Source organism: Galactobacillus timonensis (assembly GCF_900240265.1).
In the GTDB taxonomy this organism is placed as follows: Bacteria; Bacillota_I; Bacilli_A; order Erysipelotrichales; family Erysipelotrichaceae; genus Bulleidia; species Bulleidia timonensis.
This window is the reverse complement of the sequence record NZ_LT964740.1, coordinates 410366-426804: the sequence shown is the minus strand read 5'-3', so window position 1 is coordinate 426804 and position 16439 is coordinate 410366. Positions and strand designations below refer to the sequence as shown.

General features: G+C 46.6%; 16 protein-coding genes. 15 read left to right on the top strand and 1 reads right to left on the bottom strand.

The genetic code is table 11. From position 1 onward, the window contains the following. Window positions 1-74: 74 nt before the first annotated feature. Window positions 75-1079 (top strand): IS1595 family transposase, encoded by a 1005-nt coding sequence (locus C1714_RS12535; RefSeq protein ID WP_102342037.1) that lies wholly within the window; start codon window positions 75-77, stop codon window positions 1077-1079. A gap of 344 nt (window positions 1080-1423) precedes the next feature. Here the strand turns inward: C1714_RS12535 and C1714_RS12525 are convergent, their stop codons facing one another. Continuing rightward, window positions 1424-2098 (bottom strand): hypothetical protein, encoded by a 675-nt coding sequence (locus C1714_RS12525; RefSeq protein ID WP_135567949.1) that lies wholly within the window; start codon window positions 2096-2098, stop codon window positions 1424-1426. A 334-nt stretch (window positions 2099-2432) separates the two neighbouring features. On the opposite strand from C1714_RS12525, the gene C1714_RS12520 reads away from it, so the two are divergent. The 14 genes from C1714_RS12520 (at window position 2433) to C1714_RS12450 (ending at window position 16280) form a co-directional block, all read left to right on the top strand. Then, window positions 2433-2723 (top strand): hypothetical protein, encoded by a 291-nt coding sequence (locus C1714_RS12520; protein ID WP_135567948.1) that lies wholly within the window; start codon window positions 2433-2435, stop codon window positions 2721-2723. 538 nt (window positions 2724-3261) lie between these two features. Then, window positions 3262-4260, top strand: coding sequence for a DUF6017 domain-containing protein (locus C1714_RS12510; RefSeq protein ID WP_102343542.1), 999 nt, complete (start codon window positions 3262-3264; stop codon window positions 4258-4260). A 20-nt stretch (window positions 4261-4280) separates the two neighbouring features. After that, window positions 4281-5108 (top strand): ParA family protein, encoded by an 828-nt coding sequence (locus C1714_RS12505; protein WP_102343541.1) that lies wholly within the window; start codon window positions 4281-4283, stop codon window positions 5106-5108. Next, entirely contained in the window at window positions 5065-6006 is a 942-nt protein-coding gene (locus C1714_RS12500) for a ParB/RepB/Spo0J family partition protein (RefSeq protein WP_102343540.1), read from the top strand. Before C1714_RS12505 ends, C1714_RS12500 begins: the two co-directional genes overlap by 44 nt. 66 nt (window positions 6007-6072) lie before the next feature. Continuing rightward, window positions 6073-6882, top strand: a complete 810-nt coding sequence (locus C1714_RS12495; protein ID WP_102343539.1) for a DUF5688 family protein — start codon at window positions 6073-6075, stop codon at window positions 6880-6882. A gap of 14 nt (window positions 6883-6896) precedes the next feature. After that, a complete protein-coding gene (locus C1714_RS12490; RefSeq protein WP_135567947.1) occupies window positions 6897-7109 on the top strand; it encodes a hypothetical protein in 213 nt (70 codons plus the stop codon). Window positions 7110-7220: 111 nt separating this feature from the next. Next, window positions 7221-7718, top strand: a complete 498-nt coding sequence (locus C1714_RS12485; RefSeq protein ID WP_245305138.1) for a PcfB family protein — start codon at window positions 7221-7223, stop codon at window positions 7716-7718. Window positions 7719-7733: 15 nt separating this feature from the next. Next, window positions 7734-9566 carry a VirD4-like conjugal transfer protein, CD1115 family gene (locus C1714_RS12480; protein ID WP_102343536.1) on the top strand — a complete coding sequence of 611 codons (1833 nt, stop codon included), beginning with the start codon at window positions 7734-7736 and terminating at the stop codon, window positions 9564-9566. 267 nt (window positions 9567-9833) lie between these two features. Further along, window positions 9834-10340: an AlbA family DNA-binding domain-containing protein gene (locus C1714_RS14495; protein ID WP_245305137.1), complete on the top strand. Its 507-nt coding sequence runs from the start codon at window positions 9834-9836 to the stop codon at window positions 10338-10340. Beyond that, on the top strand, window positions 10340-10762 hold the full coding sequence (locus C1714_RS14490) for an ATP-binding protein (protein WP_245305136.1): 423 nt from the start codon (window positions 10340-10342) through the stop codon (window positions 10760-10762). The genes C1714_RS14495 and C1714_RS14490 overlap by 1 nt, the downstream gene beginning before the upstream one ends. Before the next feature lie 289 nt (window positions 10763-11051). Further along, window positions 11052-12401: a YcxB family protein gene (locus tag C1714_RS12470; RefSeq protein WP_167850064.1), complete on the top strand. Its 1350-nt coding sequence runs from the start codon at window positions 11052-11054 to the stop codon at window positions 12399-12401. 359 nt (window positions 12402-12760) lie between these two features. Further along, complete coding sequence (locus tag C1714_RS12465; protein WP_102343534.1) at window positions 12761-12901, top strand: Maff2 family mobile element protein; 141 nt, start codon at window positions 12761-12763, stop codon at window positions 12899-12901. 641 nt (window positions 12902-13542) lie between these two features. Further along, window positions 13543-15462 (top strand): tetracycline resistance ribosomal protection protein Tet(W), encoded by a 1920-nt coding sequence (gene tet(W), locus C1714_RS12455; RefSeq protein ID WP_102343532.1) that lies wholly within the window; start codon window positions 13543-13545, stop codon window positions 15460-15462. Window positions 15463-15512: 50 nt separating this feature from the next. Beyond that, window positions 15513-16280, top strand: a complete 768-nt coding sequence (locus C1714_RS12450; protein WP_005876002.1) for a class I SAM-dependent methyltransferase — start codon at window positions 15513-15515, stop codon at window positions 16278-16280. Window positions 16281-16439 lie beyond the last annotated feature (159 nt).

Here is a 16439-nt window from a genome sequence, read left to right as displayed (position 1 = left end):
GAGCACTGTACCAGAATAAGTACAGTGCTTATGGGGTATCGGCTTAGACTACTCTTAGAGAGAGGCAGAAAACCATGTCAGATACCGAAGATCTTCAGAAAATAACCAGCATGTACTCAAGTCTGTACCAGTATCAGAAGGATAAGCTCCTGTCTGATCTGGAAAACTGTGCCATCCTGAATAAAACTTCTCAGAGTTACTGCATCAAGGTATGCCCTAAGTGCGGTTCTGAGACTCCGAACTGGACCAGAGGAGGCAGAGCCAATTCCGGAAAGCAGATGCTTCTATGTCATTCCTGCAATCACAGAACTGTAGTCGACTATGGACAGCTTACCTACTATTCCCAGCAGGATCGTTCCAAATGGGATCAGCTGATCAAGGATACTCTTCAGCAGGTTCCGGTTCATACGACTGCTCAGAATCTTGGCATCAGTACCTATACTGTCTGGAGAATGCGGATGAAGTTCCTGCACGCTCTGGAATCCATTGCCAGCGAAACAGTGGTTTCAAACGAGATAGAGATGGACGAGAAGTACATTCTGAACAGCCATAAAGGCGAGAAACGAGAAGATGTTAAGCCGCGCCACAGAGGAGAGAAAGCCTCAAAGCGTGGCCTTTCCGATGAACAGGTATGCCTCGTCACTGCTGTCCAGAGAGAAGGAGATGCAGTACTGAGAGCTACCAACATGGCTACTCCGAAGGAAGAAGACATTGCCAAGATCGGCCCAAACTTTGCAGAGCATAGCTTTGTATGGATTGATGGCAAGACTGCCTATCAGAAAGTACTTGCTTGGAAGAACTGCGAATTCCGAGTTCTCGGTGATCACAAGTCCTATACTTCCATCGACCACCTGAACAATGTTAACTCCTTCCATTCCAAGATTGATGAATGGAACCGTGGGTACAGAGGAGTGGCAACGAAGTACATCAACAGATATGCTGCACTATTGGTAATGGTAAGGAAGTATGCAGGAATGCATGCCGATGAGGTACTGCTGAAGGTCAAAACAGTGCTCAATGACGTTTCTGACTTCTTCAGGATCTGCGATATGAAGACTACTGACCTATTTGCCTATTAGGCTAGATCACCAACCTGCAAATTAAGCCAATTTTAAATGATGCAGATGAAGTCATTGCGAGCTTCACTGAATCATTTTTCCGGCTGTCTGTTCAGGTTTTTCACTGGCCATCCGCAGCTGTTCTGTATGGGCACGAGCGAGTACAGGTTTTTCACTGTCCTCCTGCTCGATGCTTCTGGTTCTAGGCCTTTTAACGTCATGCTGAGGACGCAATCGAAAAGCCCGCCTGCTGGCGAGCTCATCTGATACTTGAATTCTTTGTTGGACGATGGTATATAGTTGGTGTCGGTAGTTGACGCCTCCATTCCAAGAGCACCAAATTCGGGGACGAAAGCTACCATTTTTTATTTCTTGAATCTGAACACTTCAAATTCTGAGTCGCTCTCTTTGATGATGACGTCTAACGATTCAAGGTTTGTCTGTCTGAACTGGTTTGCAACCAATTTGGCTGTTCCCTCGATTGACTTCTCGCCATTTACTTTTTGAAGGTCAATAAGCAAACCTCCGGGGTGTCCGCCTGCCTGCCCATAAGGGACCATAATCTGCTTCAGCCCGTGTCTGAAAATGTCTTCACCACTGTTTGGTTTTGTCGGCTCTTTTATATCCCAATAGCCGTCTTCTCCATTAAATCGCCACAGCAGATCTGGCATCTTCGCTCCGGGAGGGTAAATGTATATATTCTTTTTGCTCTTGTTTTCTCTCAGAAGCATGACATCTCCACCAAACGTATTGATCAGCCAGAATGCATGTTTAGTTTCTGTGCTGATTTCGTCCCTTTTACGTTTCTTGAATGTGAACATCTGCGATCCGCTCTGGCGGATGAATCTTCCTTTTCCCGGAGTGGCATTTCTGAGGTACTCCTCTTTTACGCTCTCCACGTCAACCCCGCTCATTACCATGTGTTTGGGTTTGTACTTTTCTTCCAGTGCGCTCTTAAGGTTTGACTCTTTGTTTTTGATGAACACTGCATGCCCATTAATCCATCTCCATACACCTTTACTAGGATCATCGAATCCCATCTTGTCCTCCCTTCCATCCATCAGAAAACCGCCCGCGTTTCCGCAGGCGGTTGTTTTCTATTCGCTATTTCTTTCTAGTCTTCTTGCCGGCCTCCTGTTCGATGCTTCCTTGTTCCGGTCCTTTTAACATCGTGAAGGGGACGCAATCGAAAAGCTCGCGCGCAATGGTGAGCAATCCCTTTATTGATTTTTTTTGAGATGCTATATAGTGATTTTCGAGAAGTTATTCGCCCTTGCCATATACCGGTATCGCTCGTGAGAGCTCGATTAGGAGGACGGAGAACACTTCTCATTTTTTTTGCTTTTTCAACAAGGTGTATGGAAAAATGAAGGTATGAAAGTAATATGGAAAGGGAAAACTGAATTTCTTGCGTTAACAAATGGCAAAGAATATACGGTACTTTCTATAGAAAAGGGCTGGTATAGATTGATTGATGACAGTGGTGAGGATTATCTTTACCCGCCTGAAAATTTTGGAATTGTTGATAAATTCACCTCAAATGCTTTAGAAAACAATCGTTCAAAAACATTTGTCGATGAGGGTATGTACACCTTTAATTCAATTGAGGGTAAAAGATATGGCGAACGAAGAAGAAAAAAGAAAAAAGCATTGGAAACAGGTTGATAATTGGAACAAGAAAAACTATACACGAATTGTAATTCAGCCACGCAAGGAAGAAGCGCAGGCGATCAAAGACTACGCAGCTGCGCATGGCATGTCAACCCAGGCATGCATCCTGTCTGCTATCCGCTCCGCAATGGAAAAAGAATAATACACTACAAGTAGTATTTCCGAGAGATGTATTTTAGAAGGCAGATGTTGGGCTATTATCATAAACACCGTGCCTAAGACATTCATGCATACAAATCGTTCCACGTGGAGACCATTGTGTTGCTATCACGCACCAACTCGTAGAAATCGCTGAATTCAAGCACTTTTTCGAACATTTCACCTTCGACAAAACGGCTTGGTCTGACCGCGGAAAACGGGTGGAAAAGTACATCACAGTGGTGATAGCTTTAGACCTCGTTACAGTAGCAATGTAAAACCAGATTCAGAACAGACAAATATACATAGTCATTAGAGGACGTTAGTTTACTGGCATTTCCAGTAGATTGGCGTCCTTTTTCTTTGCAGAAATTCAGGAAAGGAGGGAAAGACGATGGCATTCGATTATTTCTACGGACAGGAAGATGCGGAGCAGTTTCTGTTCTACCGGATCCCGAAGACATTGATCACCGGCGAAGAATTCCGCGAAGTTTCCGTTGAAGCAAAACTTTTATACGGGCTGATGCTGGATCGCCTGTCCCTGTCGATGAAAAATGGATGGTTTGATGATCAGAACAGAGCATACATCATTTACACAGTGGAAGACATCATGAGCGATCTGCAGTGCGGCAACCAGAAAGCAGTGAAGCTGCTGAGTGAGCTGGAGAAAAAGGCAGGACTGATCAGGCGCAAGCGGCAGGGACTTGGAAAGCCGTCTCTGACCTATGTTCTGAAGTTTTCCACAGGCAGTTCAGACCATACTTCAGAATCACATTTCAAGAAGTGTGAAAATCACACTTCTGAAGCAAATGAGGAGGTCCAGAAGTGTGAAAATCACATTTCTGCGGGTGTGAATATCACATCTCTGGAAGTGTGCGAATCACACACTAATAAGACTGATAATAACCAGACTGAAATTAATAATATGAATCCTATCAATCCTATCTATCCAGATACTACCCCGCGCGAGGAACCTGTGGAGCAATACGGAACAGGAAACGATGAGATCGATGGGATATCACATGATTCTTTGCAAACGAGAAAGGAATATCAGGATTACTTCCGGGAAAAGCTGGAAATTGAAAGTCTGAAGCAGAATCGTCAGTTTGAGACGCAGACCGTGGACGAGCTACTAGACATGTGCGTGGACATCATGTGCAGTACCAGTCCTGTAATCCGGGTGAACCGGGAGGATAAGCCGGCAGCTTTGGTAAAAAGCCAGATCATGAAGCTGGATTACAGTCACATGGAATACATTTTGAACTGCTTTCGTGATCAGACCTCAGATATCCGCAATATCAGGGCATATATGCTGACGATGCTGTATAACGCACCGCTGACGATTGACCACTACTACCGGGCACAGGTCAATCACGATTTGTACGGGACGTGATAAGAAAGCGAGAAAGGCAGATGAAAGACAAAACTACAGTAATGGCTGTCGTCAATCAGAAGGGTGGCACAGCAAAAACTACAACGGTGGAGAATCTCGGGATCGGACTTGCCAGATGCGGGAAGAAGGTGCTGCTTGTGGATGTTGATCCGCAGGCATCGCTGACGATCTGTCTCGGCTATCCGAAGCCGGATGATCTGGAGATGACATTGGCCGATATGCTTGCGTCGCTGATCAATGACAACTACGTAGACATATCAAAGGGCATTCTTCACCAGCAGGAAGGAGTAGACCTGATCCCATCCAACATTGCGATGGCAGGACTGGAGGTGGCTCTGGTCAATGCGATGAACCGGGAGAGGGTTTTGAAACAGTTTCTTGAACCGATCAAGGGCAGATACGACTATGTGCTGCTGGACTGCATGCCGAGTCTGGGGATGCTGACAGTGAATTCGCTCGTCGCTGCGGATTCTGCACTGATCCCGGTACAGGCCAACTACCTGTCTGCCAAGGGCCTTGAGCAGCTTCTGCAGACGATCAACAAGGTAAAAAGACAGATCAATCCGAAGCTGCGGATCGAGGGGATTCTTCTGACGATGGTGGATGGCAGGACGAATTACGCAAAGGACATCAGCAGCCTGATCCGGGCAACCTATGGATCCAAAATCCGAATCTTTAATTCTGAGATTCCGCGTTCCATCCGGGCTGCGGAGATCAGTGCAGAAGGAAAAAGCATATTTGCCTATGATCCCAAGGGCAAGGTAGCGGAAGCCTATCAGGAGACGATAAAGGAGGTACTGAGAAATGCCGAGAAAAGGCGCAAACATCAGCTTGAACAGCTACGATGACATCTTCAAGACCGATGAAGCCAGAAATGATACAGGCGAGCATGTCATTATGATGAATCTGGAGAAGATCCATCCGTTCAAAAATCATCCGTTCAAGGTGACTGACGATGAGGACATGCGCAAGACAGCAGACAGTATCCGGGAATACGGTGTTCTAGTCCCGGCGATTGTACGGCCAATGGAGAACGGTGAGTATGAAATGATCTCCGGTCATCGCAGAAGGTATGCATCCATGCTTGCCGGGAAAGAGACCATGCCGGTGATCATCCGGGAGATGGATGATGACACCGCAACGATTCTCATGGTGGATTCCAACCTCCAGCGAGAACATATTCTTCCAAGCGAGCGGGCTAAAGCCTACCAGATGAAGATGGAGGCGTTGAAACATCAGGGAGAGCGGAAGGATCTTCAGAAAGGTGAGGATGGAACTTGTCGACAAGTTGTCGACAAGTTAAAAGTTGCGGATGCGATTGGAAAAGAAACAGGGGAAAGCGGGCGTCAGGTTCAGCGCTATATGCGCCTGAACAACCTGATCCCGGAGATTCTGGATCTGGTCGATGACAAAAAGATTGCTTTCAATCCTGCCGTTGAGCTTTCCTACCTGCCAAAGGAAGAGCAGAGGGAGTTTGTGCAGGCGATGGAGGAAGCACAGACCTCACCATCGCTCTCTCAGGCACAGAGGCTGAAGAAGGCAAGCCAGGAAGGAAAATGCACCCTGGCCACCATGCGCAGTGTGATGGATGAGGAAAAAAAGAATCCTGCGGATCGTTTGGTTCTAAATGGAAGTGAGATTCGGAAATATTTTCCGAAATCCTACACGCCAAGGCAAATGGAGGACACGATTTTCAAACTGCTGGATCAGTGGATGAAAAAACGAGATCGCAGCATGGAGCGATAATACATCACTTTTTAGTACAGACGCTTTACCTTCAGGGTGAGGCTTCTTTTTTAAAGGAAAAAATGAATGAAGGCAAAAGATATGAAGAATCATAGCGAAGATCAGACAATCAGCGCTAATAGCGGAGAAATGAATGCATCGCAAAGAGTGGTTAGTGAAGAACAATATAGCCGCTTGATGAGTCAGCTTCGGATAGCACTTGTACCGACGGAAGCACATAGAGAATTACTGAAGACCGCAGTCCATAAGGAGGTTGAAGATCTCTCCGTGATCGTACATGCATTCGTGCCGCAGAGCGAAGGGATAACCAAGAATCTTGTTGTTACGGCTAATGCCCTTAATGCAATGGAAATTGACAGAGAACAATTCATGAAAGATGCCATTGCTGCATCGGAGAGAAACTATCCTGCAGGCATGGCGAGGCTCAGTTCCTTTCTGGGCGTTGAGGAAGGAGCTGCGACAGATCTCTACGTCGCATCCATGCCGGACATGGCTAATGGTGCAGGCGTCATCCTCTATCCCCATTTTATGGGGAAGGCAGCACAGGAGCTTGGCGGTGATTTCTATGTGATTCCTTCATCGGTTCATGAGGTACTGCTTCTGAAAGATGACGGGGCTATTGCACTGGAGGATATGAAGGAGATCGTCCGTTCCGTGAACCGGTCCGAGGTTTCCCATGAAGATTTTCTTTCGGATAACGTTTATCACTTCGACGCTTCACAACGGAAGCTGGAGATTGGAGAAAAGTTCAAGGAACGTAAGCTGCGTGAGAAAGAAGACAAACACTCCGTTCTCACAGAGCTGTCTTCGAACAAGTCGGCCATAAAGGCACCACCGGAGAAAGCATTGCGGAATAAAAGCGAAATGGAATTGTGAAGGAGGAGATGCAGGTGAAAACTTCAGAGTTTTTTCAGAACAGAAGCAGGGCAGCCGAAGCAAGACGCGATGCGGCCGAGCGGTGCGTAGAACTCCTAGAGCAGATGACGGATGATTTTGAGGAGCTTATGATCGCATACAGCCAGCTTTCACTGTATGTCGGAGATGAGCTGTGCAGCAGAATACGAATGCTGCAGGAGTTTGAGGAGGATGAAGAGGATATATGAAAAGACACCTGCAGATGTACGCTGAGGAACTAAGCAGAATTAGAAACAGGGCAAGGCTCCATCAATATGCATTGCTGCTGAGCAGGAAGGAAAACAGTCGTGCGGGGAGGGGTGATCAGAGTGCAGGAAGAGATCGAAAACAGAACCATTAACCTTGCGATCACGACGACTCGTTTGGCAGGGCATACCATCATTGCCGGAATCAGAACCTATCTGAATCACAGGGCAAAGGCGAAGAGTCAGAACCTGTCAAAGGCTGCCGAGGGACCCCATGGCAAGATGACGGTGAAGGAACTGATCGGCAAGGAACAGGGAGTCAGCTCTATCCCGCTGGATGACAGCCGGATCCGGGATTTTGAGCGGTCAGCAAGAAAGTACGGCGTAGATTTTGCTGTGACCAAGGATAAAAACCAGATTCCTCCGAAGTACACAATATTCTTTAAGGCTAAGGACGCCGATGCGCTGACAGCGATTGTAGAGGATTATACGCAGAAGCAGCTGCGCCGGAAGGAGAGGCCATCTCTGCTGAAGCAACTGTCGAAGCTGAAGGCAATCGCTGCGGCGATTCCGAACAAGGTGAGAAACAAGGAACAGGAGCATTCCCTGTGAGCAGGAAGGAGGCGAATGGAATTGAACGCTGGTGACCGCAGGAAAAAACTGATCCTGATCATTCCCTATCTCATCTTTGGACTCATCTGCACAAACTTTGGCGAAGCATGGCGGCTTGCGGAGGGAGCGGATGCATCTGAAAGGGCAGCGTCATTGATGACGACACTTGGAATGGCATTTGAAAATCCACTTCCCAGCGTGCATCCGCTTGATCTTTTGATAGGTCTCTGCTGTGCCTGTCTGTTCCGGTTTGCCGTCTATATGAGAGGTAAGAACGCGAAGAAGTACCGTCACAATATAGAATATGGCTCGGCAAGGTGGGGAACGCATCAGGATATTGCACCGTTTGAAGATCCGGTTTTTCAGAACAATGTAATTCTGACGAAAACGGAGCTGCTCATGATGAGCAACCGCCCGAAGAATCCCGGAAATGCCCGGAACAAGAACGTCCTGATCGTTGGCGGTTCTGGAAGTGGCAAGACACGGTTCTGGCTGAAACCGAATCTTCTCCAGATGCATAGCTCTTATGTGATCACAGATCCGAAAGGCAGTGTTTTGGTGGAATGCGGGAATGCACTCCTGCACGGTGCGCCGAAGCTGGATGAGAAAGGCAATCCCCTGAAGGATAAGAATGGCAGGGTGATCCGGGAACCGTATATCATCAAGGTCTTCAATACGATCAATTTTAGGAAATCGATGAAATACAATCCCTTTGCCTATATTCACTCGGAGAAGGACATCCTGAAGCTCGTTACAGCGCTGATCGCCAATACGAAAGGAGAAGGGAAAGCCGGGGATGAGTTCTGGACCAAGGCGGAGACGCTGCTCTACACGGCATTGATCGGATACATTCATTACGAGGCACCGGAAGAAGAACAGAATTTTGCGACACTTCTGGAGATGCTCAATTCGATGGATGTCCGGGAAGATGATGAAGAGTACCAGAACCCGGTGGATATCCTTTTTGAGCGGCTGAAAGAGAAGAACCCAAATCATTTTGCAGTAAGACAGTATGTGAAGTTCAAGATGGCTGCCGGCAAGACACTGAAAAGTATACTTGTCAGCTGTGGTGCAAGACTTGCTCCGTTTGACATTCAGGAAGTCCGGGATATTACCATGTATGACGAACTGAAACTGGATACGCTGGGGGATAGGAAAACGGCTCTTTTTCTGATCATGTCGGATACCGATGCCACATTTAACTTTCTGATCGCTATGATCTACACGCAGATGTTCAACCTGCTCTGTGAGAAGGCGGATGATGTCTACGGAGGACGCCTGCCGGTGCATGTGCGGTGTCTCATTGATGAGGCTGCCAACATTGGTCAGATCCCGAATCTGGAAAAGCTTGTGGCAACGATCCGCAGCCGTGAGATCTCAGCTTGTCTGGTGTTGCAGGCACAGTCACAGCTGAAGGCTATCTACAAAGATAATGCTGATACGATCATTGGCAACATGGATTCCCGTATCTTCCTTGGTGGAACAGAACCGACGACACTGAAGGAGCTGAATCAGGCACTTGGTAAGGAGACGATTGATACCTACAACACCGGTGAGAGCAGAGGACGTGAGGAATCCCATAGCTTGAATTACCAGAAGCTGGGACATGATCTTCTTTCCGTCGATGAGCTTGCGGTGCTGGATGGGTCTAAATGCATTCTGCAGCTACGTGGTGTCCGGCCTTTCCTGTCTGAAAAGTACGATCTGACAAAGCATCCGAACTATTGCCTTACCGCTGACTATGACAAGAAAAATACGTTCGACATTGAGAAATATCTCAACCGGAAAATGAAATTGAAACCGGAAGATGAATATGTAGTGGTAAATGCTGATGTAAAAGCAATTTGATATTAGGGGTTTTGAAGAAGCAGAATCTGTGATACGTTAAAATCGAAAAATATACACCATGCGGGCTGGATTTCTTAAGCGAGTATCGGTTTTGCTGAGATATCAATTTCAAAACCAGAGAAGGAGATTTTCAGGCTGTACAGCTCAGATTATCTGGCACTGGTGTGATCATCTGTGGGGAATCTTCAAACATGGAGCTTAGCAGATGGATAGAATTAAGAAGGACAGTCAGGATACATTGTATCTGATTAACAGAGGAGGAAACGCATGGCAGAAAGCCAGAATATAGAATACAAAGAGTCTTGGCGTGATGAGTATCTGAAATGGATATGCGGATTTGCCAATGCGCAGGGAGGAACGATCTTTATCGGAGTCCGCGATGATGGAAGCATTGTGGGGGTTAAGAACGCCAAGAAACTTCTTGAGGATATCCCGAACAAAATCCAGACGGGATTAGGCATTATTGCTGACGTTAACATGCATACAAAGAACGGACTGGATTATATTGAGATAAAGGTTGAGCCCAGTAGCTTTCCTATAAGTTATCATGGCGAATACCATTACAGAAGCGGGGCTACAAAACAGCAGCTGACAGGCATTGCATTGTCAGAATTTATTATGCGAAAAACTGGATTCCGCTGGGAAGATGTCACGGTCGATAACCTTTCTGCAGATGATCTGGATGAGGAAAGTTTCAAGATTTTTCGCAGAGAGGCATTCAAAAGCGGCAGGATCGATGTATCCTGCCGGATGGCTGGACATCCGAAACTTTGATGGAGCCGCATGATTCGATTCCTTATAACCCTGATATTGCAAATGTATTCTATCGGATGGGATATATCGAAAGCTGGGGACGTGGTATTCAGAAGATTTGCGATGAATGTATTGCAATAGGGGCTGATCTTCCAAGGTATGAGGTGCTCGGAAATGGCATACGACTGCATTTTAATGCTTTGCAGAGCGCGTTAATAGATCAGACTAAAGATCCAAAGTATCAGAGAGATACTTTGGCTGATACTTTGGCTGATAAGATTATTGCTTTGTTGACTGAAAGTCCTGCCTTAACACAGGAAGAACTGGCAGAAAGTGTTAAAGTATCCGTTCCATCCGTAAAAAGAGCTATGAAAATACTTTCGGATTCTGGTCGCATAGTGCGTGTCGGTGGGAAACGATATGGTCACTGGGAAGTGAAATGAGTGTGGGCGGCAGCCAGAACGCATCATTATGATCTGAATATGATCATGTGGCGGTATGTAGATGCGAAAACGCCAGAAGAAGAAAGTCCGTTTGTTCAAAATAAATCAGAATTTTGGGAGCCAATTTGAAAAAATGTGTATGAATGATTTAACGGATACCCAACTGTTATCTAAAAAAAACGATAAACAGCATTTATTCACCTCTGAGAGCACCGTTACCTGGGATGCTGTAAAAACCATGAACCGCGAAGTGAACGGCAAAGCCGTCGCAAGGAGCTGTTTTGTGATCATGGCAGTTCTTCTGCTGATCTCGGAAGCTGTCCTTGTTATTGCAAATAGTATTGCCGGATATTTGCTGATAGCAGTGGCGGTGCTTATCCCGCTTCTACTATGGCTCAGAGTCAGGTATGGAGGTAGAAGCGCGTATGAAAAAAGTATCTCCAGAGGACTGACCCGGCATTTTATATTTTATGAAGATTACTTCGAAGAACACAGCGCAAAATCCGATCACCGGATCCGGTATGACGAGTTGTATCGTGTGATTGAGGAAGAGAACTCTTTCTATCTTTTCATTTCCAATACACAGGCATTTATTATCAATAAGGACAATACAGAGCTGAATGCGTTTCTGAGGCAGTATGTGACGAAGCAGAAAAGTGCTGCATCGACCGGTCTCTTCGTGTTGTTGATGATCGCAACAGCGCTGACGACGGCATTCGTGTTCGTCGACTATCATAAACCTGATGACGGTGCTCTGTTTGGAGATGTTATGGACGGCGCTTATGTTTTAAGGACATGGGTGAATGATCTGTATTATATCACCGCCATTCTGTGGCTTGTGATTCTGATCTACGCCGTGATTTTAAGAATTTACCGAACGAACGAAGGCGGCAGAAAGCGGGCCGTGAAGGTCATCCTGAATATTGTGACGGTAACGGCTGCGCTGCTGGGGACGCTAGCGATCGGATATGTAACATTGGCTTATCTTTTTACTGTTCCGAACCTTGTCAGAAATGATAATGGTACGTATACGGTTTCGGTGACTTCGTATGCGGGAACTGAGACTTTGTTTCTTTATGAAGGCGCAGGTCCCTTTTATCTGCATTACCTGCGGCCGATGACAGACGGGGAGGATACGAATCCCAATATCAGCGAAGAGGAATGGAAGACAGCGCGGGAAGCGGACAATCAGGAACCGGATAACAATTCCGGATCAGATACTTCATGGGAAGATTCATCTGGAGATGGTGCTTTATCCGATGGCATTTCAAGTTCCGAAGACATCGCTGCGCAGCAGATCGAGACCGGATACCGCATGATCTACAATGCGTATTTTGCAGCGCAGGGTGACAGTTTCGAGAAGGAATATGATGCAAAAGCCAATTCCTATGTTGTCTTAAGTGAAGACTCTTCATCAATCCGCTATCTCATGTATGACAGAGATTCGAAGAATGGCAGATGCGGACTCTATGTCTGTTACGAGGCTGATAAAGGCTCCGACGGAAGCTGGTCTTCTTTGGACGCTGCGATTCTGGATATGTATGCCTATGAGTATTCTACCGGAATCATTGCCGACAGCGGTAAAACCGCATGGGCTGATGTGGGAAGCGAGGAGTACAAGGCGCTGACGGGAGAGTAATGTTCATCTACCGGGAGATTCCCGTTATACAGCCAGATCTGCGCCAGACAAATTCCAGTTTGTCGCACATAAATATATAGCTTTTACTGACCGGAGATCACTCTAAGAAGCGTTCTCCGGTTTCTTATTACCCGAAAATATTGGACACATATCGATACCGCATCATCAGATGCGGAATACATGGCAGTCAGACGTCACCTGTGAAGGCATCTGGCTGCTTGTTTTGTTTTCAGGATCTGGGTGATCAGGAATGGTGCAGACGCACGAGAGGATAAAAATCCTTTGCATCACCAGAGACAGAAAACAGAGAATCACATCCATATGCATTGCCAAAAAGGCACAGATCAAAGGAGGAACTTATGGAATTTTTCAACTCAGCAGTAGGCGTACTTCAGACACTCGTGATTGCTCTTGGTGCAGGTCTTGGTATCTGGGGTGTCATTAATCTCATGGAAGGATACGGCAATGACAACCCCGGCGCAAATGCTCATGTACGGTAAGGAAGCAAGCAACCGAAAACAAGAGATAGACCGCCAGCACTACACTATTCCGAACCAAAGACCAAAAGATAAGCATTGTGGGAAAATCTAAACTTTTGGATTTTCCTACAATGCCAACTACGGCGGAATCCCTCCCACTCCTTATATCTTTCTGTATACATTGAATTTGTATTTAGTAAAATGCAGACAACACCACGGATCGGCTTTTGGCTGGACAATTCCAACCAAACACCGCAGCAGACAGTAGAAACCATTCTGAACGTTAGGAAGCCGGTATGATTGTTACATATAAGGGGAAGAAAAATTTCTTTTAGATACTTGTTTTCCTAAAACTGATGTGATATAATAATTCAAGTCCAGAAAAGGAGTAAAAAATATGCGGCAAGGTATTCTTAAATAAAACTATAATCAAATAGTGGGAACAAAGGATTATGATAGTCCCTTTTGTAGGGGCTTAGTTTTTTGTACCCAATTTAAGAATACTTTTGCCTTATCAATTTTGACATATCCCCAAAAACAGCACTCACAAACAGGTGTATGCTGTATATATGTATGTCCGCAAATTATCATCCCCAGTGGTAAAAGTATTTTACTGCTGGGGATTTTTATGCCCTTCGGGGCAGTAAAGGGAGGACAATCACATGAAAATAATCAATATTGGAATTCTTGCCCATGTAGACGCTGGAAAGACGACCTTGACGGAGAGCCTGCTATATGCCAGCGGAGCCATTTCAGAACCGGGGAGCGTCGAAAAAGGGACAACGAGGACGGACACCATGTTTTTGGAGCGGCAGCGTGGGATTACCATTCAAGCGGCAGTCACTTCCTTCCAGTGGCACAGATGTAAAGTCAACATTGTGGATACGCCCGGCCACATGGATTTTTTGGCGGAGGTGTACCGCTCTTTGGCTGTTTTAGATGGGGCCATCTTGGTGATCTCCGCGAAAGATGGCGTGCAGGCCCAGACCCGTATTCTGTTCCATGCCCTGCGGAAAATGAACATTCCCACCGTTATCTTTATCAACAAGATCGACCAGGCTGGCGTTGATTTGCAGAGCGTGGTTCAGTCTGTTCGGGATAAGCTCTCCGCCGATATTATCATCAAGCAGACGGTGTCGCTGTCCCCGGAAATAGTCCTGGAGGAAAATACCGACATAGAAGCATGGGATGCGGTCATCGAAAATAACGATGCATTATTGGAAAAGTATATCGCAGGAGAACCAATCAGCCAGGAAAAACTTGCGCGGGAGGAACAGCGGCGGGTTCAAGACGCCTCCCTGTTCCCGGTCTATTATGGCAGCGCCAAAAAGGGCCTTGGCATTCAACCGTTGATGGATGCGGTGACAGGGCTGTTCCAACCGATTGGGGAACAGGGGAGCGCCGCCCTATGCGGCAGCGTTTTCAAGGTGGAGTATACAGATTGCGGCCAGCGGCGTGTCTATCTACGGCTATACAGCGGAACGCTGCGCCTGCGGGATACGGTGGCCCTGGCCGGGAGAGAAAAGCTGAAAATCACAGAGATGCGTATTCCATCCAAAGGGGAAATTGTTCGGACAGACACCGCTTATCCGGGTGAAATTGTTATCCTTCCCAGCGACAGCGTGAGGTTAAACGATGTATTAGGGGACCCAACCCGGCTCCCTCGTAAAAGGTGGCGTGAGGACCCCCTCCCCATGCTGCGGACGTCGATTGCGCCGAAAACGGCAGCGCAAAGAGAACGGCTGCTGGACGCTCTTACGCAACTTGCGGATACTGACCCGCTTTTGCGCTGCGAGGTGGATTCCATCACCCATGAGATCATTCTTTCTTTTTTGGGCCGGGTGCAGTTGGAGGTCGTTTCCGCTTTGCTGTCGGAAAAATACAAGCTTGAAACAGTGGTAAAGGAACCCACCGTCATTTATATGGAGCGGCCGCTCAAAGCAGCCAGCCACACCATCCATATCGAGGTGCCGCCCAACCCGTTTTGGGCATCTATCGGACTGTCTGTTACACCACTCCCGCTTGGCTCCGGCGTACAATACGAGAGCCGGGTTTCGCTGGGATACTTGAACCAGAGTTTTCAAAACGCTGTCAGGGATGGTATCCGTTACGGGCTGGAGCAGGGCTTGTTCGGCTGGAACGTAACGGACTGTAAGATTTGCTTTGAATACGGGCTTTATTACAGTCCAGTCAGCACGCCGGCGGACTTCCGCTCATTGGCCCCGATTGTATTGGAACAGGCATTGAAGGAATCGGGGACGCAGCTGCTGGAACCTTATCTCTCCTTCACCCTCTATGCGCCCCAGGAATACCTTTCCAGGGCTTATCATGATGCACCGAAATACTGTGCCACCATCGAAACGGCCCAGGTAAAAAAGGATGAAGTTGTCTTTACTGGCGAGATTCCCGCCCGCTGTATACAGGCATACCGTACTGATCTGGCCTCTTACACCAACGGGCAGAGCGTATGCCTTACAGAGCTGAAAGGGTATCAGGCCGCTGTCGGCCAGCCGGTCATCCAGCCCCGCCGTCCAAACAACCGCCTGGACAAGGTGCGCCATATGTTTCAGAAGGTAATGTAAAGATACATAATCGTCAAGACGGCAACAATCAGAAGTTATGGAGGGTAACAATGGAATATCGTAAGGAAGATTTAATGGAAGCAAAAAAGCAAATTTTGGGAGTGGGAGAGAACATGGGAACAGAGGAAAGTAAAAAAATCTGGGAGGAGAACGCACAATTTTGGGATAATGCAATGGGTGACGAATCTAATGAATTTCACAGAGAGGTAGTGCGTCCCAAAGTAACGGAACTTCTATCTCCTAATCCTGCGGATTATATTTTGGATATTGCGTGTGGCAATGGAAATTATTCTTCGTATCTTGCACAAAGAGGCGCTTCGGTTGTCGCTTTTGATTACAGCAAAAAAATGATAGAATTGGCTAAAAGACGGCAATCACAATATGCAAAACAAATTGAATTTTGTGTGGCGGATGCGACCGATAGAAAAAGTATATTAGAATTAAAAAGAAATCGAGCCTTTACGAAAGCAGTTTCTAATATGGCAATTATGGATATTACGGATATTGAACCACTTCTTATGGCTGTTTATGAACTGTTGCAGGAAAGCGGAATTTTTGTCTTTGCAACGCAACACCCTTGTTTTGTCACGTTGACTGAAAAATATATGACACCGCACAGTTACTATGATATAGCGATTGAAGGGCAACCGAAAGAGCAGATTTATTATCATCGTTCCATACAAGATATTTTTAACCTTTGTTTTAGAGCTGGATTTGTCATTGATGGATTTTATGAAGAATGTTTTAAAACCAACAAAGAAATTCCTATGGTAATGATAGTAAGGCTTAAGAAGGTAAAACGTGATAGCTTAAAATAAATTCAAGTTTGTCGGGTAAATAGCAAACCCAGCCGAGCCAGTCAACGGTCAAGATGAACGGCGCATATGCGCAGCCGTTGACAGCCCCGCCCGCCTTTGCTGGTAGGCAATCAAGGGGCGACAGCAAGAAGTGCCACCGCCCCGCACTATTATTCAGAA

Coding starts and splice junctions, on each gene's coding strand:
- C1714_RS12535 (WP_102342037.1), top strand. CDS start 75: ATGTCAGATACCGAAGATCTTCAGAAAATAACCAGCATGTACTCAAGT.
- C1714_RS12525 (WP_135567949.1), bottom strand. CDS start 2,098: ATGGGATTCGATGATCCTAGTAAAGGTGTATGGAGATGGATTAATGGG.
- C1714_RS12520 (WP_135567948.1), top strand. CDS start 2,433: ATGAAAGTAATATGGAAAGGGAAAACTGAATTTCTTGCGTTAACAAAT.
- C1714_RS12510 (WP_102343542.1), top strand. CDS start 3,262: ATGGCATTCGATTATTTCTACGGACAGGAAGATGCGGAGCAGTTTCTG.
- C1714_RS12505 (WP_102343541.1), top strand. CDS start 4,281: ATGAAAGACAAAACTACAGTAATGGCTGTCGTCAATCAGAAGGGTGGC.
- C1714_RS12500 (WP_102343540.1), top strand. CDS start 5,065: ATGCCGAGAAAAGGCGCAAACATCAGCTTGAACAGCTACGATGACATC.
- C1714_RS12495 (WP_102343539.1), top strand. CDS start 6,073: ATGAAGGCAAAAGATATGAAGAATCATAGCGAAGATCAGACAATCAGC.
- C1714_RS12480 (WP_102343536.1), top strand. CDS start 7,734: ATGGAATTGAACGCTGGTGACCGCAGGAAAAAACTGATCCTGATCATT.
- C1714_RS14495 (WP_245305137.1), top strand. CDS start 9,834: ATGGCAGAAAGCCAGAATATAGAATACAAAGAGTCTTGGCGTGATGAG.
- C1714_RS14490 (WP_245305136.1), top strand. CDS start 10,340: ATGGAGCCGCATGATTCGATTCCTTATAACCCTGATATTGCAAATGTA.
- C1714_RS12470 (WP_167850064.1), top strand. CDS start 11,052: ATGGCAGTTCTTCTGCTGATCTCGGAAGCTGTCCTTGTTATTGCAAAT.
- C1714_RS12465 (WP_102343534.1), top strand. CDS start 12,761: ATGGAATTTTTCAACTCAGCAGTAGGCGTACTTCAGACACTCGTGATT.
- C1714_RS12450 (WP_005876002.1), top strand. CDS start 15,513: ATGGAATATCGTAAGGAAGATTTAATGGAAGCAAAAAAGCAAATTTTG.